Source organism: Pseudomonas sp. 10S4 (assembly GCF_034344865.1).
In the GTDB taxonomy this organism is placed as follows: Bacteria; Pseudomonadota; Gammaproteobacteria; order Pseudomonadales; family Pseudomonadaceae; genus Aquipseudomonas.
In genome coordinates this window covers 4712427-4735481 of the sequence record NZ_CP133774.1, presented here as the reverse complement: position 1 = coordinate 4735481, position 23055 = coordinate 4712427, and the positions used below count along the sequence as shown (strand labels likewise).

The following is a 23055-nucleotide window of genomic DNA, read 5'->3' as shown; positions in this document are numbered from 1 at the left end:
GTGCCGGCCTCTTCGCGAGCAAGCCCGCTCCCACATTGGTTTTGCGGTGTTTCTTCAGGCCCGTGCTGTGCGCCAGGCATCGATCAGTTCGACAAACGTGCCCTGCACCTGGCGGATCAGCGTTTCATCGTCGATTTCACCGGCCATCCACGCGCGGCTCGGCTCCTGGAAGATCGTCCGGCCCACGGCAAACCCGCGACAGGTCTGGCTCTGGCTGGCTTGTTGAAAGCCTTCGGCCAAGGCCGCCGCCGGGGCATTCAGGCCCAGCAACACGACGCCACGGCAGTACGGGTCGCGCTCCTGGATCAGTTCGTCGAGCTGTTTCCATTCCTCGGCACTTTGCGCTTCGATCTTCCACCACGCCGGATAGATGCCCAGGTTGTAGAGGCGTTTCAGCGCGCGATAGAGCACGTCCGGGTGCGTCGAGGGGTGATCCTTGGGCGGGATGATTTCCAGCAGCAGTTCGTGACCGCTGACCTGAGACGCCTGATACAAACCCTTGATCTGCGCTTCCTGTTCCAGCCGCAACAGCGGCTCGTCGTCCGGGTGAAATTGCACCAGGCACTTGATGATTTGTTCTTGCGGCCAGGCAATCAGGTTGCTGCCGATGGAGCGCCCGTGCTCGAACGCCAGCGGCCGTGAACCCTGGACTTCCACCGGCCGCGCCACCCACCAGCCACGACCGGTAGCGGCGTTCAGCGAGTCCTGGCCAAAGCGTTGATCGGCCAGCAGCCCGACATCGGCTTCGATGCCCTGCGTACGCAAATCGGCTTCGACGCGCTCCACTGCTTTAATAAAGAGTTGTTTCAGTTCGCAGATCGCACTCAAGTCGCGACCGCCCTTGTGCGCCAGTTCCACCAGTTGCCCGCGATGGTCGAAGGCGAAGATGAACAGTTGCTTCCACTGTTTGCGCGGCACGCTGACCTGATGCAGGCGTTGCAGCGTCGCGTCCTGATCCGGCCGGGTGATCGGCACCGGGCTGTTGAACAGGTAATCGAGTTCAGCGCGGGTCGGCATCGCCGGGGCGCAGGCATGGCGCGACACCACCAGACCACCGCAAGCATTGGCCAACTGGCAGCAGCGCTCGTCGCTGGCGTCTTCGAGCCAACCGGCGAGGAAGCCCGACATAAAGGCATCGCCGGCACCCAACACATTCAGCACTTCGACACGAACACCGGGATAGATCGCGCCGTCTTCGAGACGCACCGGAATCACCCCGTGAATCACCGTGCAACCTTGCGGGCCGAGTTTGACCACCAAGGTCGCGGCGCTCAGACGCCGCACATTGCGCAGCGCGGTGAGCAAATCCTCGGAGCCGCCGGCAATCAGAAACTCTTCTTCAGTGCCGACGATCAAGTCGAAACGCGGGAGGATTTTCTGCACGTGCTGGCTGACATTCTGATCGGCGACAAAACGGGTTTCGCCGTCGGCCTTACCGGCCAGGCCCCAGAGTACCGGGCGGTAGTCGATGTCCAGAATACGTTTGACGTTGTGCTTCTCGGCGTAATCCAGCGCCTGAATGCTCGCCTTGTAGACGCCGTCAGTGGAGAAATGGGTGCCGGTGATCAGCAAGGCTTTGCTGGAGGCAATAAAGGCTTCGCTGATGTCTTCGGCCCGCAACGCCATGTCGGCGCAGTTTTCGCGGTAGAAGACTAAAGGGAAGGTTTCGCGGTCCTTGAGACCGAGCAGGACCATGGCGGTCAGGCGTTCCGGATCGACCTTGATGCCGCTGACGTCGCAACCTTCGCGGGCCAGGGATTCGAGCAGGAAGCGGCCCATGTGGTCGTCCCCTACCCGGCTCAACATCGCCGACTTGAGGCCCAGGCGCGCGGTGCCAAAAGCGATGTTGGCGGACGATCCACCGAGGTATTTGGCGAAGCTTGAAACGTCCTCCAACCGCGCCCCGACTTGCTGCGCATAAAGGTCGACGCCAAGGCGCCCCAGGCAAATCAGATCCAATTGACGCCCACTGGCAAAACGAGTCTGGCCCATGCTGGCTCCTGTTATTTTTATCAGCCTGCGTTCGGGACGATGGCCGTGCCGAACACTCTTGGTGGATGCAGACTAAAACGTCTCGGACTGAATAATCAATATTTATTCTATATATTTTTTACGTGGAATATTTTTTCCAATAAACTCTGAACGAGCGCTCCAGACACAGTGCATCGTTTCAGCAAGTGTCTGTCGATCGGCAAGCTCAAGATTTTATTCCGGCCTACCCTGTAGACTGCGCACAGCCAACCTATTGTCAGGGGATGACCTTTTCGTCATTCCTATAAGAACAAGCCAGAAGGATCCTTTATGTCCCGCACCGATCAGCCGGCTACCACCGAGAGCACGCCCGAGAGCGACCTCCCCAGCCCCCCGATCAATGCCGAGCGTTTGCTGCAGCTGATCACCAACGAATACGAAAGCCTGCCGCGCCAGCTCAAACGCATCGCCAGCTACATGAGCCAGCAAAGCGACCGGATCATGGTTGATCGCATCAGCGACATAGCCCGTGAGTGCGAAGTGCACCCGTCGGCCATCGTGCGCTTCTCCCAGCGCTTTGGTTTCAGCGGTTTCAGCGAAATGCAGGCGTTGTTCCGCGAGGCCTACACGCACAAAACCACGCCGGTGCAGAACTACCAGCAGCGCATCCGCAGCATGATCGCCAACAAGTCGCAGAAGGCCAGCGGCGGCGACCTGGCGCGCGAATGCGTCAACGCCACGCTGTCGGGCATCGAACGGCTGGGGATGGAACTCGACGACGTCGCCTTCGACAAGGCAGTGGATCTGGTGGTAAATGCCGACAACATCTACGTGGTCGGGGTGCGCCGCTCGTTCGCGGTCGCCGACTACCTGGTCTACAACCTGCAACACACCAACAAGCGTATTCACCTGGTTTCAGGGCTTGGCGGCAGCTACCGCGAGCAGATGCGCAGCGTGCGCGCCAATGACCTGGTGATCGCCATCAGCTTCACGCCCTATGGCAAGGAAACCCAGCACTGCCTGCGCATCGCCCAGCATCATCAGGCGAAAACCTTGATCATCACGGATAGCAACCTTTCGCCGCTGGCCAAGCGTGCGAGCACAGTGTTGCTGGTGAATGAAGGGAGTTCGTTTGCGTTTCGTTCGCTGAGTGCGACGTTGTGTTTGTGTCAGGCGTTGTTTATTGCGGTGGCGTATCGGTTGGAATTGAAGGTGGATGAGATTCATGAGCAGGTCGGTTTCGAGGACTGACAATTCCTTCAAGCTCGGATAGGTTATGCCCTCTCCCAGTTCGACTTGAAGGAACGTGTCATGAAACTGATCGGCATGCTGGATTCGCCTTATGTACGGCGCGTGGCCATTTCTGCCCAACACTTGGGCATCGCGCTGGAGCACGACTCGGTGTCGGTGTTCCGGCATTTCGAGCAATTCCAGCAAATCAACCCGGTGGTCAAGGCGCCGACGTTGGTGCTGGATGACGGTGAAGTGTTGATGGACTCGACGCTGATCATCGACTACCTCGAAGCCCTCGCCGGGCCTTCGAAAAGCTTGATGCCGAGTGATCTGAAGCAACGGGCGCGCTCGTTACGGGTGATCGGGTTGGCGCTGGCGGCGTGCGAAAAATCGGTGCAGCTTTACTACGAACGGAATCTGCGGCCGGCGGATATTCAGTATCAGCCGTGGGTTGAGCGGGTTGAAGGCCAGCTCGCTGCGGCCTATTCAGCGCTGGAGCGAGAGCTTGAAAAGCAGCCGTTGGTGAATGGCAGCGCGATTGCGCAGGACGGAATCACCGTCGCAGTCGCCTGGAGCTTCACCAACCTAGTGGTGCCGGATCAAGTCGATGACTCGCGCTTCCCGCACATCGCTCAATTCACCGCGCAGGCAGAAAAGCTTGAGGCGTTCATCAGTACCCCGATAACCTGAGCCGCCCATCGTCCCGGACTCGCTCATGACCACCGCTGACACCTCTGCCCCGGCGTTGAAGGAAATCTTCAACGCCGAGCGCCTCAAGCACATCGCGACCGAGATGACGGCGGTTTACCCGGCGTTCAACGCCAAGGCCTTTCTGAAAATGGCCAATGAAGGCCTTGCTGAATTGTCGATCATGCAGCGCATGGCGCGGGTCAGTGAGTGTCTGCATGCGGTGCTGCCGCTCGGATATGAAGAGTCACTTGAGGTGCTGCGTGCCCTGGCCCCTCGGCTGAACAGTGGTTTTGTCAGTATCTCGTTGCCGAATTATGTGGCGATGTATGGCGCTCATGATTTTGAGCAGTCGATGGAAGCGCTCAAGTTTTTCACCTCGTTCGGTTCTTCCGAGTTTGCAATCCGGCATTTTCTGCGCAGTGATCTTGAACGTTCATTGGCGCTGATGGAGGTCTGGTCGCAGGATGAAAACGAACACGTTCGGCGGCTCGCAAGCGAAGGCAGTCGCCCGCGATTGCCGTGGTCGTTTCGATTGGAACCGGTTCAGGCTGACCCGAGCCTGGCAGCGGTGATCCTCGATAATCTCAAGGCTGATGAAAGCCTGTACGTGCGCAAGTCCGTGGCCAATCACCTTAATGACATCACCAAGGATCATCCGGAGTGGGTGCTGGATTTGATTGAAGGTTGGTCGCTGGAGAACAAGCACACGGCCTGGATCGCCAAGCATGCGCTGCGTAGTTTGATCAAACAGGGGAATCAGCGGGCGTTGGCGGTTAATGGCGCGGGTGGCAAACCCGAAGTTGAGATTATTGGCGTGAAGGTTGAACCGGCGGTGATTCGGCTCGGGGAGAAAATCACTTTGTCGTTTACCGTGAAATCCACGGTGGCGGAGAGTCAGCGGCTGGTGATCGACTATGCGATTGATTACGTCAAAGCGAATGGCAGTACTTCGGCGAAAGTGTTCAAGCTGAAGGCACTCACCCTGCCCGGTCATGCCAGTGAATTCGTTAGCCGTGGGCAGCAGATCAAGGAACTGACCACACGCCGGCATTACGCCGGCAAGCATGCAGTGCACATCATGGTCAACGGCGAACGGCTGGCCAGCACCTCATTCGAAATCCTCCCCTGATATCAATTCTGATCGCTGAACACTGTGGCGAGGGGCTTGCCCCGTTGGGCTGCGCAGCAGCCCCAATAAAGCTGACGCGGTCTTTCAGAAAGAACTCGATGACCGATTTGGGGCTGCTTCGCAACCCAACGGGGCAAGCCCCCTCGCCACAGAGTGTTTCATCAAGAGACCGAACTATTTTGAGGTCTGGAGGAGCAAAGCTTGCTCGCGAAAAACGATAACGCGGTGTGTCAGACCTGACGCCTTCGCGAGCAAGCTTCGCTCCTACAGGGGAAATGCCGGGCTATCAGCCTGGCTTGTGGTTATCCAGCACCCGATTGACCACTAACCCACTCAACATGATCGCCTGTTGCAGCATCAGCATCTTATTGCGCTGCGGGCCGTCCATTAAGCTGGCGATCTCACTCGCCATGTCGCTGGCCGAGCCCAGCGATTCGCAGGCTTGGACCAGCAGCGTTTCGTCATCCACCGTGGGGTCGATAAGGAAGATGATGCCCGGCTTGCGGGGCGGTATCGGCTCTTTCAGCGCCCCGGGGTTGAGGTAGAAGTTGAGCGCGCGGTCTGCCGCCTCTTTCAGTTTTTTGGGGTCAAGAGAGGCGTCGAAGGGTACTGGATCAAGAGTTGGGGGATTCGGCGTGACTTTGAACATGGATGAAACTCCTTATGCCGTTAGTAAAGGAGCCAACCAACCTCGCTACCAAACGAAGGGTGGTGGCCATACGCAGGTTGGTAGACCGGGACATAAGGAAACCGGCGCACCCGAAGGTGCCCTGCGCATGACCACCATAATGCCGAGACGAAAGACGCCGCGAATGGTGATGCTATGCAGATCTCATGAATGGGCTACCAAACCCGATCACTGTTTTTCAGTGACCGGGAAACGATATAGCCCGCCATGTAGACGCACAAGCCGGCGGATTCTGTCTTAGGCGTAGGTAACGGCGCAAGGCGTTGTAGCCTTTAGGACGTAACCGCGAGTGTCTTTAAACAGGCGCCGTTAAACATGTTTATGCGGTGCGCCAGACCTGACGCCTTCGCGAGCAAGCCCGCTCCCACAGGGAATTTGCAATTACAGGGGATTGGGGCCTAGAAGCAGGCCCTGCTCGCGCTCACACAACTCCACCACGTAATCCCACAACACCCGCAGCCTTACTGACTTGTGCAACTCCCGCCGCGTGCTGATCCAGTAGCTGCGCTGAATGCTCTCATCCGGCAGCAACGGCACCAGTTCCGGATCGGCATTGGCCATATAACAAGGCAACACCGCGATCCCCAACCCCGAACGCGCAGCCTGATGCTGGGCGATGACGCTGGTGCTGTGGAACACGACCTGGGGGTTGCGACAGAAGCTGTTGAGAAACATCAGCTCCTGGCTGAACAGCAGATCATCGACGTAGCCGATCCACGCATGGCGGCCGAGGTCTTCGCGGCTGCGCAGCGGTGGTGCCTTGTCGAGGTAGGCCTGGCTGGCGTAGAGCGCCAGGCGATAGTCGGTGAGTTTGCGGGTGACGAGCATGTCGGCGGCCGGGCGTTCGAGGTGGATGCTGATTTCGGCTTCGCGGTTGAGGATGCTGACGAAGCGCGGCACGGCGACCAGTTCCACTTCGAGCCCTGGGTAGCGTTCGAACAGGCCGTTCATGCGGCTGGCGAGGAACATGATGCCCAGTCCTTCGGTCACGCCGACGCGGATTTTGCCCAGTGGCGCGGTGGATTGGGTGATTTCTTCCTGGGCCAGCAGCGCGACGTTTTCCATGGCTTCGGCGTGTTTGAGCAGCGCTTCACCGGCCGGGGTCAGTTGATAGCCTTGGGCGTGCTGGACAAACAGCGCGGTGCCGAGGCTCTTTTCAATCGCCTCGATGTGCCGGGCCACGGTGGCGTGGGTGGTGTTCAAGCGCCGGGCAGCGGTGAGCAAGCGGCCGCTGCGCTGCAATTCGAGAAAAAACCGCAGGTCATTCCAATCGAACATGAATCTTCCTTGGGGCTACGCTGATAGAAGCACTGTCTAAAAACGCACAGCGGCTGCGCAAAATCTAACATTCTTTATACGAAAGCTAACAACTAGGATGACCCCAACAACAAAAACAATCAGAGGTAAGGGATGCAGACCTCCCTAGATGAATTCGATTACATCGTGGTCGGCGCCGGGCCGGCCGGGTGTTTGCTGGCCAATCGATTGTCCGCCAACCCGCAACACCGGGTGCTGCTGCTCGAAGCCGGCGGGCGCGATAACTACCCGTGGATTCACATCCCGGTGGGTTACCTGTTCTGCATCGGCAACCCGCGCACCGACTGGTGCTTCAAGACCGAAGCGCAACCCGGTCTGCAAGGTCGCGCACTGAGTTACCCACGGGGCAAAGTGCTCGGTGGCTGCTCCTCGATCAACGGCATGATCTACATGCGCGGCCAGGCTGGCGATTACGATGGCTGGGCGGCCGAGGGCAATCCGGGCTGGTCCTGGAAAGACGTATTCCCGCTGTTCAAACAAAGCGAAAACCATTTTGCCGGCGACTCGGAATTTCACGGCGCTGCCGGGGAATGGCGCGTGGAGCGTCAGCGGTTGTCGTGGCCGATTCTCGATGCATTCCGCAGCGCCGCCGAGCAAAGCGGCATCGCCAGCATCGATGACTTCAACCAGGGCGAGAACGAAGGTTGTGGTTACTTTCAGGTTAACCAGAAGGCCGGGATTCGCTGGAACGCGGCGAAGGCATTTCTCAAGCCGATCCGTCATCGCGCCAATCTCACTGTTTTGACTGATGTTGAAGTCGATCGCGTATTGCTGGAAAACGGTCGCGCTTCGGCGGTCCTCACCCGTTGGAAGGGCCAGGCGAAGACCTTCAAGGCGCGCAAGGAAATCGTCCTGTGCGCCGGCTCCGTCGGTTCGCCGAGCATCCTGCAACGCTCCGGGATCGGTCCGCGTTCGCTGCTGCAACGTTTGGGGATCGGCGTTGCCCATGAACTGCCGGGGGTTGGCGGCAACCTGCAGGATCACCTGCAACTGCGGCTTATCTACAAACTGGAAAACGCCCGCACCCTGAACCAGATCGCCGGCAGCGTGTGGGGCAAGATGGGCATGGGCCTGCGTTATCTGTATGACCGCAGCGGGCCGTTGTCCATGGCGCCGAGTCAGTTGGGCGCGTTTGCCCGTTCGGGGCCGGAGCAGACTTCGGCGAATCTTGAATACCATGTGCAGCCGCTGTCGCTGGAGCGTTTTGGCGAGCCGTTGCACCCCTTCCCTGCGTTCACCGCGTCGGTCTGTGATCTGCGCCCGCAGAGCCGTGGCCGCATTGAAATCCGCAGCGCTGACCCGCAGGAAGCGCCGCTGATTCAGCCCAATTACCTGAGCCATCCCGAGGATTTGCGCATCGCGGCGGACGCGATTCGCCTGACACGCCGCATCGTTGCCGCGCCGGCCCTGGCGGCGTTCAAACCGGTTGAGTATTTGCCCGGTGACAGTTTGCAGAGTGAAGAGGAATTGCACGAAGCCGCTGCGCGAATCGGCACGACAATTTTCCATCCGGTGGGCACTTGCCGGATGGGCAGCGACGCGGATGCGGTGGTTGATGCGCAGCTCAACGTCCACGGCATTCCTGGCCTGCGCATCGCCGACGCCTCGATCATGCCGCGCATCACCTCGGGCAACACGTGTTCGCCTACGCTGATGATTGCCGAGAAGGCTGCGCAGTTGATCCTTAACCCCGGCACAAGAAGCCTCAATCCACAGAAGGAACTGCTGAGTAACGCTTGAATCACACTGTGGGAGCGAGCTTGCTCGCGATAGCGGTGTGTCAGGCAATATCTCTTTGACTGGAAGACCGCCATCGCGAGCAAGCTCGCTCCCACAGGATCGATGTACACCCCGATTTATGGAAAAACGCGGCACCCGCCCACAAGGCCGGCGCCGACAGTGGAACAACAAAAACAATCACTGTGAGGGATACCGATATGTCAGAACACGTTCAGCCTCTGGAAGCCACGCGCAGCGCGGGCGTCAGCAGCGGCACCAAGAAAGTCATCTTCGCCTCGTCCCTGGGGACGGTGTTCGAGTGGTATGACTTTTTCCTCTACGGCGCCCTCGCGGCGGTGATCAGCAAGCAGTTCTTTGCCGGGGTCAACGACACCACGGCGTTCATTTTTGCGCTGATGGCGTTTGCCGCCGGGTTCATCGTGCGGCCGTTCGGTGCGCTGGTGTTCGGTCGGTTGGGGGACATGATCGGGCGCAAATACACCTTCCTCGCAACCATCATCCTCATGGGCCTGGCGACGTTCTGTGTCGGGTTGCTGCCGACCTACGCCAGCATCGGCATCGCCGCGCCAATCATTCTGGTGCTTCTGCGCATGCTCCAGGGCCTGGCCCTCGGCGGCGAGTATGGCGGCGCCGCGACTTACGTCGCAGAACATGCACCGATGGGCAAACGCGGTTTCCACACTAGCTGGATTCAGTCCACGGCCACCCTCGGCCTGTTGCTGTCGCTGCTGGTGGTGCTCGGTTGCCGTTACTTCACCGGCGACCAGTTTGAAGTTTGGGGCTGGCGCATTCCGTTCCTGTTTTCCATCGTGCTGCTGGGCATCTCGACCTGGATTCGCCTGAGCCTGCACGAGTCGCCAGCCTTCGTGAAAATGAAAGAGGAAGGCAAGCTCTGCAAGCAACCGCTGCGCGATTCCTTCGGGAAATGGGAGAACCTCAAAGTCGTACTGATTGCGCTGTTCAGCATCAACGCCGGGCAAGCGGTGACCTTCTACGCTGCGCAGTTCTACGTGCTGTTCTTTCTCACCCAATTCCTGAAAATGGACCCGGCGCTGGCCAACAGTTTGCTGATTGTCAGCGTGATCATCGGCGCGCCGTTCTTCATCTTTTTCGGCTGGCTGTCGGACAAGGTCGGGCGCAAACCGGTGCTGATGATTGGCCTGTTGCTGGCCACCGCGCTGTACTTCCCGATCTTCAAGACCCTGGCCCACTACGCCAACCCGGCCATCGACCAGGCCAGCCATCAGGCACCGATCACCGTACTGGCCGACCCGGCCACTTGCACCTTCCAGTTCGACCCGGTGGGCAAGGCGAAATTTGATAGCCCGTGCGACAAGGTCAAAACCTTTCTGGTCAAGCAGGGCCTGCCCTACACCAGTGCGGCGGCCCCGGCAGGCAGTGGCGTGCAGGTCAGCGTGGGTGACGTGAAGATCGATGGCTACGACGAAGCGGCCCTGCGTGGCGCGGTGACGCTGGCGGGTTATCCGTCGCAAGCCGACACCCAGCAGATCAACAAACCGATGATCGTCGCGCTGATTGTCGCGCTGATCATCATCTCCGCCATGTGCTACGGCCCGCTGGCGGCGCTGATGGTTGAACTGTTCCCGACGCGCATCCGCTACACCTCGATGTCCCTGCCCTACCACATCGGCAATGGCTGGTTCGGCGGGTTCCTGCCGACGGTGTCGTTTGCGTTGGTGGTGTACACCGGGGACATTTTCTATGGGCTTTGGTACCCGGTGGTGATTACCGGGGTGAGCCTGATTGTGGGGCTGATTTGTTTGCGGGAGACGAAGAACGTGGATCTGGATACCAACTGACGGAGCCTGAGTTCACTGCAACCCCCTGTGGCGAGGGAGCTTGCTCCCGCTGGGCTGCGAAGCGGCCCCAAAGAATGGGACTGCTGCGCAGTCCAGCGGGAGCAAGCTCCCTCGCCACAGGTGAAGTGTTCATCCTCATTGCCCACATTTTCGTTAAGCTCGATGAACACTACAGCCCCGCCACTCCCCAGACCGAGGCACCATGATCATTTCATCTGCATCTGACTATCGCGAGGCGGCACGTCGCAAACTTCCCCGATTTTTGTTTGATTACATCGATGGCGGCGCTTATGCCGAGCACACGCTGCGGGCCAATAGCGCCGATCTGACGGATATCAAGCTTCGTCAGCGCATTCTGAAAAACGTCGAAACCCTGAGCCTTGAAACCACCCTCTTCAATCAACCCCTTTCAATGCCGATCATCCTGGCGCCGGTAGGCCTGACCGGGATGTTCGCCCGCCGTGGTGAAGTCCAAGCGGTCAAAGCGGCAGAGAACAAAGGGATTCCACTGTGCCTTTCAACAGTGTCGGTATGTTCGATCGAAGAAGTGACGGCACACAGCCAACAATCGATCTGGTTTCAGCTGTACGTGTTGAAAGACCGTGGCTTCATGAAGAACGCACTGGAACGGGCGAAGGCTGCCGGTGTAAAAACCTGGTCTTTACCGTCGATATGCCCACGCCCGGCGCCCGGTATAGGGACGCGCACTCGGGGATGTCCGGGCCTTTTGCTTCATCGCGGCGTATTTTGCAGGCGATGACCCGGCCCGACTGGGCATTCAACGTCGGGGTCATGGGGCGCCCACACGACCTTGGCAATATCTCGAAGTACCTCGGCAAAGCCGTAACGCTGGAAGACTACATGGGCTGGCTGGCCAATAACTTCGACCCTTCGATCAGTTGGAGCGACCTGGAGTGGATTCGTGAGTTCTGGGAAGGCCCGATGATCATCAAAGGCATTCTCGACCCGCAAGATGCCAGGGACGCGGTCAGTTTTGGCGCTGACGGCATCGTGGTGTCGAACCACGGCGGGCGGCAACTGGACGGCGTGCTCTCGACCACCAAGGCGTTGCCGCCGATCATGCAAGCGGTGGGCAATGACCTGACCGTGCTGGTCGACTCGGGCATCCGCTCGGGGCTGGATGTCGTGCGGATGCTGGCGCTGGGCGCAAAAGGCGTACTACTGGGGCGTTCCATGGCTTACGCACTGGCGGCCGATGGTCAACGCGGGGTCGAAAACATGCTGGATATTTTCGCCAGGGAAATGCGCGTGGCCATGACCTTGACCGGGGTGACTTCGATCAGTCAGATCAATGAATCAACGTTGGTGGAAACGCTTCGGTAGTAGGCTTTTGACACCGAACCTGTGGCGAGGGAGCTTGCTCCCGCTTGAGTGCGCAGCGCTCACAAAATCTTGGGGCCGCTACGCAGCCCAGCGGGAGCAAGCTCCCTCGCCACAACCAAGTTCCTTGACCACAAACAAGCGCACTCGCCACAGTCACTCGTAATTTTCGAGAATCTCGAACGTCACTTGATCGGGATAGAACGCCACGTGGTCGCGAATCTGCTCGACCGACACCTTGGGGTTCTCATAACTCCACACCGCATTGGCGCCTTCATGCCCCGGGATTTGCAGGCTGAAATAGCTGGCATCGCCCTTGTAAGGGCAATAACTGGTGTGATCGGTGCGGGCAAAGTACTTTTCGTCGATGTCTTCGCGCGGGACGTAATACACCGGCGGATAGTTGGCTTCCATCAGAATCAGCGCCCGGGCGGACGCGGCCACCTGAATACCGTGAAACTTCACCAACAGACAGCCGGGCTGCTCGGCGATGGTGATGACAGGACTGGGACCGGAGCTTTTCATGGAATACGTTCCTCATGACGCTGATGAACCTGTAGGAGCAAGGCTGGGCTGCAGAGCGGCCCCAAAACCTGAGGCCCCGACTGTCAGGTATAACCCAAGTTTGAGCTATGCGACTGCTTCGCAGCCGAACGGGAGCAAGCTCCCTCGCCACAAGTTCACAAACAAAGTCAAAAGATCGCAGCCTTCGGCAGCTCCTACAGGGTACGAGCGCAGTACAAACATCACGGTTTACACGGTCAATGTAGGACCTGGCGAAGCCTGCGATCTTTTGATCTTTATCTGTCGTCAAATCAAGCGACGATATCGGTCGCCAATGCCTGCCCTACCGTTCCCACCGCAAAATCCACAGCCCCGTGCCCGGTCAAATCCACCATCAAACTGGTCTGGTTGGTCTGCGCAAAGTACGTGAGGATCGCGTCGCCGGCGTGCCCGGTGAAACCGCTGACGAAGTTCAGCGCCGCGTTGCCCGCAGCAAATTCGGCAATGCCTGACAGGTCGATCTTGTCCTGGCCGCTGGTGAAATCCATGATCCAGTCCGGTGCGGTCATGGTCGAATCGCTGGCGGCGCCAAACACAAAGGTGTCCGCCCCGGCCCCGCCCCACAGCGAATCACCGCCACCGCCACCGTAGATGATGTCGTTGCCGGCCCCGCCTTCGAGGATGTTCGCCACCGCGTTACCGATCAGCAGGTCATTGCCCGAACCGCCGATAGCGTTTTCCAGGGTCACGCCGTGGGCGATGGATACGTTGCCGACCAGACCGCCCACGTCGGAGAACGAGCCTTCGTTGAGGTTGATCTTCTGGTTTTGGCTGAAACCGGAGAAGTCCAGGGTGTCGTTACCGCCACCATCCCACACCGAAAACACCACTTTCGAGGCGGCCGAAGTAGCGCTGTAGAAGTCCCGTTCGGCGTTGGAGTTGAAGCCGTAGACCGTGTCGCTGGCGCGGGTTTCCAGGTTGGCGCCGTAGAGTTTCTGCACCGCCACGATGTCGTCCAACAAAGGTGCCGAGGCATAGGCGCCGCTGCCGTCCTTGCTGAAATTCTGCTGCGTGTTGCTTTCGCTCCAGTAGCTCATGAGACTGTAGCCACGTGTGTCCTGGGCGTAAGTCACGTCGTTATAGGTCGGGTTGCCGTTGCCGGCGTTGTAGACACCAGGATGCGACAGGCCCAGGGTGTGGCCGATTTCGTGGGTCAGGGTCTGGCGCCCGTAGTTGTTGGTGTCCGGGGTTTTGTTGACCTGGTATTGGTCGTTGATCATGTACCAGGACTGGCCGTCGTACTGGCTGCCTTGTGGCAAATAGGCGAACGCCGCGCCGCCAGTGTTGTTGCTGTAGTTGCCGAAGGTCATGTGACCGTCGCCGCCGGTGCCTTCGCTGAAGGTGACTTTGGCCACGTCCGACCAGGATTGCATCGCCAGCACCGCCTGGGCTTTTTGCTGGGCGCTGAATTCGCCGAACGTGCCGAGGGCCGGATTGTAGTTCGCTGGTTTCGAGGTCAGGAAGGTGTAGCTGAGGTCGATCTTGCCGTCGCTATTCTGGTCATGCCAGGACGCGCCCTTGCGCAGAATCTGGTCGGCGGCCTGATCAGCGGTGAACGAAGGTTTGCCGTTCACCAAAACGCTGCCGCCACGGTCGTACAAGTGGCTGAAGGTGTCGACTGTCGAGTAGGCGTCACTGGCCCGGGATTTTGCTTGAGACATTGCTTACGTCCTTGTTTAAAAGTAGTCAGTTTCCGACAGACCACGGCGATCCCTTGGCGAGATCGTCCTGTCACTCGCCTAATGCAGGCGCGGTGAAACTGACACAGCTTGAAACCTGGCGCTAATCAATTTCTCGATACCAGGGGCGGGTCAGCCATCCGTGGATCGAGTCACCGCTTCCCAAGCATCGATCTCCTGCGCCATGTGAGCCAACCGCTCGCGCACCAGTTGCAGCGCATCGCTGCCCAGCAGCAAATGCGCTGGCGGTGAATCGCTGGCGATCAAGGCCAGCATGGCTTGGGCAGCTTTGATCGGGTCGCCCAACTGTTTGCCGCTTTTGTTCTGGCGCGCTGTTCGGATCGGGTCGAAAGAGGCGTCATAGTCGGCGATGCTGCGCTCGGAGCGGCGCATCGAACGCCCGGCCCAATCGGTGCGAAACGATCCTGGCGCCACCGCCGTGACGGAGATACCGAAAGGCTTGAGCTCCTTGCTCAAGGTGTCGGAAATCCCTTCCAGGGCGAATTTGCTACCGCAGTAATAAGCGATGCCGGGCATGGTGATTAAGCCGCCCATGGACGTGATGTTGATGATGTGCCCGGCCCTGCGCTGGCGGAAAAACGGCACAAACGCTTTGGTGACGGCCACTGCACCAAACACATTGACGTCGAACTGCTGGCGCATCTCTTCCAGCGCCGACTCCTCGAAAATGCCTTCGTGGCCGTAACCGGCGTTGTTGACCAATACATCCACCGGCCCGAGGTTTTTTCGACCTCAGCGACGACAACATCGATGGCTTCAAAATCAGTGACATCCAGGCACCGACCGAACGCATTCTTTGAGGCGTGTTGTTCGAATTCGGCCCGGGCCACTTCGCTGCGCACGGTGCCAATCACGCGGTGCCCCGCGGCCAGTGCTTCGTTGGCCAGCGCCTGGCCAAAGCCGCTGCTGACACCGGTTATGAAGAGGGTCTTTTTTGCAGTCATGATCACGTTCCACCTGGTGTTTTGCTGCCGCACCACGCGGCAGTCAAGCTGACAGCCATGCTAAGAGCGTAGCCCCCCTGAATGAACGCCCATAACTGTGGGTCTTTTGCCTATTCCTCTGAGTCGATTGATTTGCGGGGCGAGCGAGTTCACATTCAAGCCCTGTGTTATCGAGCGAGTAGATCAGTTGAGCAATTCAGGTGTTGATCAAAACGATTGCCAGCCACGGATGATTGCGCTGCTGACGAAGCTCGCACCGGATGAGGGTTACAACCTCACGGCGCTGCCGGGCGTGCGTTTACTGCGTTCCAACCGTGCGCTGGAGCGCACGCCGGTGCTCTACGATCCGGGCATCGTCATCGTCTGTCAGGGGCGCAAGCGCGGATATTGGGGCAACGCGACTTACCTGTACGATGCCCGACACTATCTGGCAGTTGCCGTGCCCGTACCGTTCACCATGGAAACCGATGCCAGCGCCGAGGAACCGCTGCTGGCGATCTACTTTCACCTGGACTTCAAACTCGCCGCCGATCTGATGCTGCAACTCAACGACGAGCCCACCGCCGAGCCTAAAGGCATGTACGCCTCGCCGATGGAACCGCGCTTGAACCAATCCGTCCTGCGCCTGCTGGAAGCCCTCGATTCGCCGCTGGATGCCCGCATCCTTGGGCCGTCACTGCTGCGGGAAATCTATTACCGGATTCTCACCGGTGCCCAGGGTGGATCGATGTGTGCAGCCCTCACTGCTCGAGGTCGCTTCGGCCGAGTGTCCCAAGCCCTGCGAAAAATCCACGGCAGCCTCGGTGAACGGCTGGACGTCGAGCAGTTGGCCGCGGAAGCAAACATGAGCGTGCCGACCTTTCACGCGCATTTCAAAGCCATCACCCACACCTCGCCGATGCAGTACCTGAAATCGACACGCCTGCATCAGGCTCGCCTATTGATGGCACGCAACGGCTATAGCGTGGCGATGGCGGCGTCTGAAGTCGGTTATGAAAGCGGCTCACAGTTCAGCCGGGAATTCAAAAGGCTGTTCAGCCGTACGCCCACCGATGAAGTGGCGCGGATGAAAGGTGCGTTTGCCTTGCCGCCGCCAATGGAGGATTCGGTGTTTGTGTCGTCGCACTGAGTGATGCTGCCATTCCCCTGTGTGGGAGCGGGCTTGCTCGCGAAGAGGCCGGCACATTCACCATCGATTATCGCCAGACACACCGCTTTCGCGAGCAAGCCCGCTCCCACCTTTGATCGTGGATGAGTCGGGAGTTTGTGTACGACCGCAATCCCCTGTGGGAGCGGGCTTGTTGGCGGCAGCGTCGCCCATCGGCTGATCGCCGAATACGTCCTGGCCTTCGAGGGCCGCGACGAACACCTGCTCAGAAGTATCTGGCACGACGGCGCACGACTGGATCTGGGTGCAGCGTTCGGCAGTTATCAAGGCATCGACGCGATCATCGAGTCGGCCCACAGCAACTGGGCGACGATGCCCCACATGCATCACTGGATGGCCAACGCCGTGATCGATATCGACGGCGAAACCGCCGCCGGGCGGGTTGCGGTGGACTGTTTGTGTACTCATGTCGAAATGGGACAGGTGCAGATCAGCGGCCTGTATCACGATCGATTCGAATGGCGTGATGGCCGCTGGGCGTTCATTGAACGCCGGTTCGAGCTGCACTTCCTGACGCCGCTGGCGGGTTGGAAAGCGGTCGCAGGCTCGGAAGCCTCGGTCTAAGGTCTCGTCATCATCGGCAACCTTTTATCTGTATATCCATACAGATAAAGGTTGCTCCAATCGTAATCCCTGCGCATTCTGTCCACCTTCTTCAAACCGACTTGAACGATGGTGGTTATGCAGCTGTACCTCTGTGAAAAACCTTCCCAGGCCAAAGACATTGCAGCAGTGCTCGGCGCCAAGCGCCGGGGCGACGGTTGCTGGCTGGGAACGAACGTCACGGTGACCTGGTGCATCGGCCACCTGCTGGAAACCGCGCCGCCGGATGCCTACGACGCGCGCTACAAGCGCTGGGTGCTGGCAGACCTGCCGATCATCCCCGACAAATGGAAGATGACCGTCAAGCCGCGTACCGCCAGCCAGTACAAAGCGGTCAAACGCTTGCTTGGCGAGGCCACTGAACTGGTGATCGCCACGGACGCCGACCGCGAGGGCGAGATGATCGCCCGGGAACTGGTGGAGCATTGCCGCTATCGCGGGCCGATCCGGCGGCTTTGGCTATCGGCGCTGGATGATGCGTCGATCCGCAAGGCCTTAGCGGCGCTCAAGCCGGGGGTCGAGACCTTCAGCCTCTACCACTCGGCGCTGGGCCGCTCCCGGGCCGACTGGCTGATCGGGATGAACATGAGTCGACTGTTCACGTTGCTGGGGCGACAGTCCGGTTATCAAGGCGTGCTGCCGGTCGGCCGCGTGCAAACCCCGACCTTGCGGCTGGTGGTGGATCGGGATCGCAGCATTGCCGATTTCGTCCCTGTCGCCTATTGGGCCATCGACGTGCAATTGCTGCACGATGGCACGGCGTTCACCGCGCAATGGCGCGCAGCATCAGACGTTTGCGACGATCAGGATCGCTGCCTGAATCAGGCTCTGGCGCAGCAAGCGGCAGCGGCGATGGGCAGTGCGTCAAGCGCCCGGGTGATCAAACTTCGGACCGAACGCATGCGCGAAATCGCTCCGCTGCCGTTTGATCTGGGCACCTTGCAGGAAGTCTGCGCAAGAAGCTCGGCCTCGGCGCCCAGGAAACCCTCGACATCGCCCAGGCACTCTACGAAACCCACAAAGTCATCACCTACCCGCGCAGTGACTGCGGCTATTTGCCCCTGAGTCAGCACAGCGAAGCGCCTGGCATTCTCGCCGCTCTGCGCCAGGCCGACCCAAGCCTCAACGCCTTGAACGAGCATCTGGAGCCTCAGCGACGCTCACGGGCCTGGAACGATGCCAAGGTCAGCGCTCACCACGGCATCATCCCCACCGCGGCAGCGAAAAACCTCGAGCGGTTGGTGGGTAAGCAACGGGCGGTTTACACGCTGATCCGCGCGCGTTATCTGGCGCAGTTCCTGCCCAACCATGAATACGACCGCACCCAGGCCGACTTCGACTGTGCTGGCGAAGCTCTGCGCGCCGTGGGCAAGCAGATCGTCGAACCTGGCTGGAAGCGTGCCCTGCCCGAGGCCCTCGCTCCGGCCAAGGGCCGCGAGGCGCCAGCGCCACAAACCCTACCGGCCCTGACCGAAGGGCGCGATTGTGCGGTGGCCGACGTCAAACTCAAGGACCTCTGGACCCAACCGCCCAAGCCGTTCACCGAGGGCGACTTGATCAAGGCAATGAAGAACGTCGCCAAACTGGTGGAAGACCCGCTGCTCAAGCAAAAACTCAAGGACACCACCGGGATCGGCACCGAAGCGACCCGCGCCTCGATCATCCAGGGCCTGCTCGACCGGGGTTATCTGGTGAAGAACGGCAAGGCCCTGGCCGCAACGCCGGCCGCGTTCAGCCTGATCGACGCCGTGCCCCGAGCCATCGCCGACCCTGGCACCACCGCGATCTGGGAACAGGCGCTGGACATGGTGCAAAGTGGTGAAATGAGCCTGGAAGAATTCGTCACCAAGCAGGCCGCCTGGATGAGCAAGCAGGTCGCTCGCTGCGCCGGCCTGAGCCTGACCATCAGCGGGCCGGCCAGCCCCGCCGGTAGCGGCGCAACTCCTTGGAAGAAGAAACGCAAGTCCACCCCGCGCAAGCCCGCAGCCGGTGCAAAACGCGCCGCCAAACCGGCGAGCAAAGCATGAGGGCACTTCGACAAGCCACGGATGGTCTAGTGTTGCTCAAGCCCGGCGATCGCCCTACTTTCTGAAAAGGTACCGACCATGATCATCGTCCACCACCTGAACAACTCCCGCTCCCAGCGCATCCTCTGGCTGCTGGAAGAGCTGGCCATCCCCTACGAACTGAAGCTCTATCAGCGCGACCCGAAAACCAACCTCGCGCCGCCAGAGTTGAAAGCGATCAATGCCTTGGGCAAATCGCCGGTGATCGAGGATGGCTCGCAGAAGCTGATCGAGTCCGCCGCGATCATCGACTACTTGATTCGCCGTCACGGCCAGGGTCGCCTGCAACCTGATCCATCCACCGCCGCCTACGATCAATACGTGCAATGGCTGCACTTCGCCGAAGGCTCGGCGATGTTGCCGATGATGCTGAATCTCTATGTGGGCAAGTTGGGTGAAGCCGGCGCGCCGCTGCATCCGCGCATCAATTCGGAAGTGGCCAACTACCTGAGCTACCTCGACACGGCACTGAGCCAGTCCGACTACCTGCTGGGTAATGAATTCAGCGCCGCCGACATCCAGATGAGTTTCATTGGCGAAATCGCCAGGGCCCAGGGCAAGCTTCGCGACTACCCTCATGTAGCGGCCTGGATTGAACGCTTCCAGGCGCGCCCGGCTTACATCGCCGCCTTGAAAAAGGGTGGCAAGTACGACTTCGCGCCCCACTGAGTGAACATCTGCGGGCCAGGGATGGTCCGCGAAATCAGGAGCCCGCCATGCCTCTCATAGAACTTTACGCCGCGCAACGCGACGAACTGGAGACGATTGAAAACCTGATGCAGTTCTACACGTACGACTTCAGCGAGTGGCTGCCGCTGAAGCTTGGCGAACAGGGTTTGTTCAACATTCAGCCGAAGCTGGATTACTGGCGAAAACCGGCGACGCGGCCGTTTTTGATCAAGGTTGATGGAGAGCTGGCCGGGTTCGTAACGGTGGATGATCAAACCCACCTGCCTGGCGCATATCTCAACATCGGCTACTTTTTTGTCAGCCGACGCTTTCGTGGCCAAGGCGTCGCGAAGTTTGTCGCATCCACCCTCTTGAGCCAGCTCCCCGGTCAATGGCAAATTTTCCACATCGATGCGAACCAGCCTGCGCGGTTGTTTTGGGCAAAGGTGATCCCTGCCCTTGCGCAGGAAAATTTCACAACGCAGCAACAGACGGTAGACGGCTATCCCTGCACGTTCTACCGCTTGGAAAGCCCAACCACCGGGCTCTAGACACCCTTTCCTAATACCAAAACCACTTTGTCCGACAATATGTAGTGACTAAAAATAATCACTACATAACCGTTGACGCCGTCGATTTGCCCTTGCATGATGCAGACGTCTCCCCGATCGGGAGTACAGGCAACACGTTTGAGCAAGCTCGTCTGACCGCCGAGCTGTTTTTCCCGGATACACGCTGCCCACAAGGCAGATTGAAGAAGCTGACCTGGCCCGAACGTCCAGTACAAAGACGAGAAGCGCTGGCGAAACATTCTCATGAAGCTTGTGGCCGACCCTGAAAACGTCGGCAGTGGCCTCCAGGTTTTCGCCGCTTCTCTTCGTTGTGACGCTATTGCGTAGCAGTTATTCAACACGACTACATGCAACAGACGCGAGACCCCGTCATTTCGACGGCTGACCGCTGACGTCCTGGTTTCGGTGCCAGGGATCAACTAACCGATGGGCTACCTGTATTAGCGAATCAACTTTGAAAGATCACCAAATGGTCAAGGGGCTTAATATGAATCTGAACAATCAACCTACTATCGATGAACTGGCTCGTATGTTCGCTGCGCAGAAAGACAGCCACGACAGCCATATCCTGTGGATCAGCAAGTCGGGCCAGGTGCACATGGACAGCCTGTCGCCCCATGCTCACGAAGCAGAGTTCGACCAGAACAACCAGGACCTGCTGGCCCGACTGAAGATGTACCGTCGCGGCCAGGGTTATGTCGGCAAGAAAGCCGCAGCCGACAAGGACTTCATGGGTAATGTTCTGCAAACTCTGAAACAGGCGTGGGCATCGATGCAGAACCAGAACGAAGTTCGGGTGATTGATCGGTTCTACTGAGTAAGATTGAAAAAAGGGCCTGCTCCCATCAAGGAGAAGGCCCTTTTTTATGCATGGGTTTTCACACACGTTTAGTGAACACCCTAAATCCCTGTGGGAGCGGGCTTGCTCGCGAAGGGGCCATCACCTTCAACATCACTGTCGACTGACCCACCGCTATCGCGAGCAAGCTCGCTCCCACAGTTGAATGACGGTGACTAGGAAAGCTCTGCTCCCAACACCAACTCCACAAACGCCAGCGCCGCCGCACTGTGGTAATTATTGCGACGACGCAACAACGCCGCCCCGCGCTGCGGCGCTTCACCTTGCAATGGAATCTTGCGCAACGCTCGATCCTCGGTGGCAATCGCCTCCGGCAAAATGGTCGCGACCGCCGTATGGCGAATCACCTCCAGCAAGGTGCTCACCGAATTCACCTCGATCACCACTTTGGGCGTGATGCTTTGTTGGCGGAAGTATTCGTCGATGGACGATCGGGTAATGAATTCCGGCGCCAGCAACGCGAACTCCAGTTGCGCTACCTCGCTCGGCGCCAGCGCACCCTGGCTCTCGTAAAGCGGATGATCACGCCCGACCACAATCCCCAACGTCTCGATAAACGCCGGGATGCACTCGATCTCGGGGTTTCTGACTGGCGTAAAGGCAATAGCGATGTCCAGTGAGTCATCCGCCAGCCCGGCCTCGATGCCGTCCATGGACAGCTCGAAAATCTCCAGGTGGATGTTCGGGAACCGTGCTGTGTAATCGCGCACCAGCGGCCCCACCAGATACGCCATGAAAGTCGGCGTCATGGCCAGGCGCAAAGCGCCACGAGACAAATCCTTCACGTCATGCAGCGCGCGCTTACCCGCCTCCAGTTCCACCAACACCCGTCGGGCGCATTCGATGTAGGCCTCGCCCGCATCGGTGGGTTTGACCGTGCGCGAGGTGCGGTCGAACAAGGTCACGCCCAGGGTTTCTTCCAATTGGCGGATTTGCTGGGACAGAGTCGGCTGAGAAACGTGCAGCGCTTCGGCTGCGCGGGTGAAGCCGCCGTTATCAGCGACCGCTATCAAGTAACGCAGATGTCGGAGCAGCATGGGAACATTCCATCTATAGGCTGTACTTATGCGCAACATTGTATATCGGTCTTGGACGCTATGAGTCAATCGGCAGAAGATTGCTCCACACACAGCAACCACCCAATAGCTCAACCCGATAGGAGTCACACCATGCAACAGTCCCACGCTTACAACGACCAGAGTCTGGCCCTGACCACTTCGATCCTTGATGCCAAGGCCCGCAAAAACCTGTCCTGGCAGGACCTGACCGATGGCACCGGCCTCGGCCTGGCCTACGTCACCGCTGCCCTGCTCGGCCAGCACCCGCTGCCGGAAGCCGCCGCCAAAGTGGTCGGCGAGAAGCTGGACCTAGACGCTGACAGCATCGCCCGTCTGCAAATCATCCCGCTGCGCGGCAGCCTGTCGGGTGTACCGACCGACCCGACCATTTACCGTTTCCACGAAATGATCCAGATCTACGGCACTACTTTGAAAGCCCTGGTTCATGAGCAGTTCGGCGACGGCATCATCAGCGCGATCAACTTCAAGCTCGACATGAAGAAAGTCGAAGACCCGGAAGGCGGCTCCCGCGCCGTGATCACCCTGGACGGCAAGTTCCTGCCACTGCGTCCTTTCTAAATCAGTACCGGCCCGCACTTAACGTGCGGGCCCACCACCCAAAACATTTCATTCACCAAATTCATCTGGAGGATGCCCCATGAAAAAATTCTCTTCGCACTGTCGTTGATCGCCGGCCTGGCTGCCCAGGCTCAAGCCCAGGACGGCGCCGTTGCCTACCAGTACGGCATGGACCTGGACATCGCTCGGGTCGTGAACATCACCCCGGTCGCCGATGTTTGCGGTCCGACGCCGGTGGAGATGACCTACCTCGACTCCAAAGGCGTTACGCACATTTTGCAGTACAGCGAATTCGGTACCGGTTGCTCGAACTGAGTCGCCACGGTTCATCACTTTTGAGGAAG

The 23055-nt window shown here is 59.2% G+C and carries 18 protein-coding genes and 3 pseudogenes; 14 read left to right on the top strand and 7 right to left on the bottom strand.

Annotation, left to right across the window (positions count from 1 at the left end; translation table 11 throughout):
- Nucleotides 1-54: 54 nt before the first annotated feature.
- Nucleotides 55-1992 (bottom strand): bifunctional 5-dehydro-2-deoxygluconokinase/5-dehydro-2-deoxyphosphogluconate aldolase, encoded by a 1938-nt coding sequence (locus RHM58_RS22280; protein ID WP_322268215.1) that lies wholly within the window; start codon nucleotides 1990-1992, stop codon nucleotides 55-57.
- 309 nt (nucleotides 1993-2301) lie between these two features.
- On the opposite strand from RHM58_RS22280, the gene RHM58_RS22275 reads away from it, so the two are divergent.
- Genes RHM58_RS22275 through RHM58_RS22265 form a run of 3 tightly spaced genes read left to right on the top strand, consistent with a single transcriptional unit; the run spans nucleotide 2302 to nucleotide 5023 of the window.
- Nucleotides 2302-3222, top strand: a complete 921-nt coding sequence (locus RHM58_RS22275) for a MurR/RpiR family transcriptional regulator (protein ID WP_201257530.1) — start codon at nucleotides 2302-2304, stop codon at nucleotides 3220-3222.
- 60 nt (nucleotides 3223-3282) lie between these two features.
- Nucleotides 3283-3894 carry a glutathione S-transferase gene (locus RHM58_RS22270; RefSeq protein WP_201257531.1) on the top strand — a complete coding sequence of 204 codons (612 nt, stop codon included), beginning with the start codon at nucleotides 3283-3285 and terminating at the stop codon, nucleotides 3892-3894.
- Nucleotides 3895-3919: 25 nt separating this feature from the next.
- Entirely contained in the window at nucleotides 3920-5023 is a 1104-nt protein-coding gene (locus RHM58_RS22265; protein ID WP_322268214.1) for a DNA alkylation repair protein, read from the top strand.
- Nucleotides 5024-5309: 286 nt separating this feature from the next.
- Here RHM58_RS22265 and RHM58_RS22260 read toward each other — a convergent pair whose 3' ends face one another.
- Both RHM58_RS22260 and RHM58_RS22255 read right to left on the bottom strand, forming a co-directional pair.
- Nucleotides 5310-5672: a DUF6124 family protein gene (locus RHM58_RS22260; RefSeq protein ID WP_322268213.1), complete on the bottom strand. Its 363-nt coding sequence runs from the start codon at nucleotides 5670-5672 to the stop codon at nucleotides 5310-5312.
- Nucleotides 5673-6092: 420 nt separating this feature from the next.
- A complete protein-coding gene (locus RHM58_RS22255) occupies nucleotides 6093-6989 on the bottom strand; it encodes a LysR family transcriptional regulator (protein WP_322268212.1) in 897 nt (298 codons plus the stop codon).
- Between the two features lie 132 nt (nucleotides 6990-7121).
- On the opposite strand from RHM58_RS22255, the gene RHM58_RS22250 reads away from it, so the two are divergent.
- The 3 genes and pseudogenes from RHM58_RS22250 to lldD all read left to right on the top strand — a co-directional run bounded on the left by RHM58_RS22250 (nucleotide 7122) and on the right by lldD (nucleotide 11932).
- Nucleotides 7122-8768: a GMC family oxidoreductase gene (locus tag RHM58_RS22250; RefSeq protein ID WP_322268210.1), complete on the top strand. Its 1647-nt coding sequence runs from the start codon at nucleotides 7122-7124 to the stop codon at nucleotides 8766-8768.
- Nucleotides 8769-8965: 197 nt separating this feature from the next.
- Nucleotides 8966-10588: an MFS transporter gene (locus RHM58_RS22245; RefSeq protein WP_322268209.1), complete on the top strand. Its 1623-nt coding sequence runs from the start codon at nucleotides 8966-8968 to the stop codon at nucleotides 10586-10588.
- A gap of 202 nt (nucleotides 10589-10790) precedes the next feature.
- Nucleotides 10791-11932 (top strand): annotated as a pseudogene (gene lldD / locus RHM58_RS22240) (FMN-dependent L-lactate dehydrogenase LldD).
- 153 nt (nucleotides 11933-12085) lie between these two features.
- On the opposite strand, the gene RHM58_RS22235 reads toward lldD, so the two are convergent.
- The 3 genes and pseudogenes from RHM58_RS22235 to RHM58_RS22225 form a co-directional block, all read right to left on the bottom strand.
- Entirely contained in the window at nucleotides 12086-12454 is a 369-nt protein-coding gene (locus RHM58_RS22235; RefSeq protein ID WP_201257540.1) for a DUF427 domain-containing protein, read from the bottom strand.
- Between the two features lie 290 nt (nucleotides 12455-12744).
- A complete protein-coding gene (locus tag RHM58_RS22230) occupies nucleotides 12745-14154 on the bottom strand; it encodes a serralysin family metalloprotease (protein WP_322268207.1) in 1410 nt (469 codons plus the stop codon).
- A gap of 150 nt (nucleotides 14155-14304) precedes the next feature.
- Nucleotides 14305-15137, bottom strand: a pseudogene (locus tag RHM58_RS22225) (oxidoreductase).
- A 229-nt stretch (nucleotides 15138-15366) separates the two neighbouring features.
- Here RHM58_RS22225 and RHM58_RS22220 point away from each other — a divergent pair.
- From RHM58_RS22220 to RHM58_RS22195, 6 genes and pseudogenes are all read left to right on the top strand, one after another.
- Nucleotides 15367-16266, top strand: coding sequence for an AraC family transcriptional regulator (locus RHM58_RS22220; protein WP_322270882.1), 900 nt, complete (start codon nucleotides 15367-15369; stop codon nucleotides 16264-16266).
- Nucleotides 16267-16401: 135 nt separating this feature from the next.
- Entirely contained in the window at nucleotides 16402-16869 is a 468-nt protein-coding gene (locus tag RHM58_RS22215; RefSeq protein ID WP_322268206.1) for a nuclear transport factor 2 family protein, read from the top strand.
- Nucleotides 16870-16986: 117 nt separating this feature from the next.
- Nucleotides 16987-18935 (top strand): annotated as a pseudogene (locus RHM58_RS22210) (DNA topoisomerase III).
- A 78-nt stretch (nucleotides 18936-19013) separates the two neighbouring features.
- Nucleotides 19014-19643, top strand: coding sequence for a glutathione S-transferase family protein (locus RHM58_RS22205; RefSeq protein WP_322268205.1), 630 nt, complete (start codon nucleotides 19014-19016; stop codon nucleotides 19641-19643).
- A 47-nt stretch (nucleotides 19644-19690) separates the two neighbouring features.
- Complete coding sequence (locus tag RHM58_RS22200) at nucleotides 19691-20194, top strand: GNAT family N-acetyltransferase (protein ID WP_322268203.1); 504 nt, start codon at nucleotides 19691-19693, stop codon at nucleotides 20192-20194.
- Nucleotides 20195-20702: 508 nt separating this feature from the next.
- Nucleotides 20703-21032, top strand: a complete 330-nt coding sequence (locus tag RHM58_RS22195) for a hypothetical protein (RefSeq protein ID WP_201202847.1) — start codon at nucleotides 20703-20705, stop codon at nucleotides 21030-21032.
- Between the two features lie 197 nt (nucleotides 21033-21229).
- Here the strand turns inward: RHM58_RS22195 and cynR are convergent, their stop codons facing one another.
- On the bottom strand, nucleotides 21230-22111 hold the full coding sequence (gene cynR, locus RHM58_RS22190) for a transcriptional regulator CynR (protein WP_322268202.1): 882 nt from the start codon (nucleotides 22109-22111) through the stop codon (nucleotides 21230-21232).
- 132 nt (nucleotides 22112-22243) lie between these two features.
- Between cynR and cynS the strand changes: the two genes are divergently transcribed.
- On the top strand, nucleotides 22244-22711 hold the full coding sequence (cynS, locus tag RHM58_RS22185; protein ID WP_133836027.1) for a cyanase: 468 nt from the start codon (nucleotides 22244-22246) through the stop codon (nucleotides 22709-22711).
- Between the two features lie 72 nt (nucleotides 22712-22783).
- Entirely contained in the window at nucleotides 22784-23026 is a 243-nt protein-coding gene (locus RHM58_RS22180; protein WP_322268201.1) for a DUF2790 domain-containing protein, read from the top strand.
- Nucleotides 23027-23055: the final 29 nt, after the last annotated feature.

Coding starts and splice junctions, on each gene's coding strand:
- RHM58_RS22220 (WP_322270882.1), top strand. CDS start 15,367: ATGATTGCGCTGCTGACGAAGCTCGCACCGGATGAGGGTTACAACCTC.
- RHM58_RS22280 (WP_322268215.1), bottom strand. CDS start 1,992: ATGGGCCAGACTCGTTTTGCCAGTGGGCGTCAATTGGATCTGATTTGC.
- RHM58_RS22245 (WP_322268209.1), top strand. CDS start 8,966: ATGTCAGAACACGTTCAGCCTCTGGAAGCCACGCGCAGCGCGGGCGTC.
- cynR (WP_322268202.1), bottom strand. CDS start 22,111: ATGCTGCTCCGACATCTGCGTTACTTGATAGCGGTCGCTGATAACGGC.
- RHM58_RS22235 (WP_201257540.1), bottom strand. CDS start 12,454: ATGAAAAGCTCCGGTCCCAGTCCTGTCATCACCATCGCCGAGCAGCCC.
- RHM58_RS22205 (WP_322268205.1), top strand. CDS start 19,014: ATGATCATCGTCCACCACCTGAACAACTCCCGCTCCCAGCGCATCCTC.
- cynS (WP_133836027.1), top strand. CDS start 22,244: ATGCAACAGTCCCACGCTTACAACGACCAGAGTCTGGCCCTGACCACT.
- RHM58_RS22195 (WP_201202847.1), top strand. CDS start 20,703: ATGAATCTGAACAATCAACCTACTATCGATGAACTGGCTCGTATGTTC.
- RHM58_RS22265 (WP_322268214.1), top strand. CDS start 3,920: ATGACCACCGCTGACACCTCTGCCCCGGCGTTGAAGGAAATCTTCAAC.
- RHM58_RS22250 (WP_322268210.1), top strand. CDS start 7,122: ATGCAGACCTCCCTAGATGAATTCGATTACATCGTGGTCGGCGCCGGG.
- RHM58_RS22275 (WP_201257530.1), top strand. CDS start 2,302: ATGTCCCGCACCGATCAGCCGGCTACCACCGAGAGCACGCCCGAGAGC.
- RHM58_RS22270 (WP_201257531.1), top strand. CDS start 3,283: ATGAAACTGATCGGCATGCTGGATTCGCCTTATGTACGGCGCGTGGCC.
- RHM58_RS22255 (WP_322268212.1), bottom strand. CDS start 6,989: ATGTTCGATTGGAATGACCTGCGGTTTTTTCTCGAATTGCAGCGCAGC.
- RHM58_RS22200 (WP_322268203.1), top strand. CDS start 19,691: ATGCCTCTCATAGAACTTTACGCCGCGCAACGCGACGAACTGGAGACG.
- RHM58_RS22260 (WP_322268213.1), bottom strand. CDS start 5,672: ATGTTCAAAGTCACGCCGAATCCCCCAACTCTTGATCCAGTACCCTTC.
- RHM58_RS22180 (WP_322268201.1), top strand. CDS start 22,784: ATGCCCCATGAAAAAATTCTCTTCGCACTGTCGTTGATCGCCGGCCTG.
- RHM58_RS22230 (WP_322268207.1), bottom strand. CDS start 14,154: ATGTCTCAAGCAAAATCCCGGGCCAGTGACGCCTACTCGACAGTCGAC.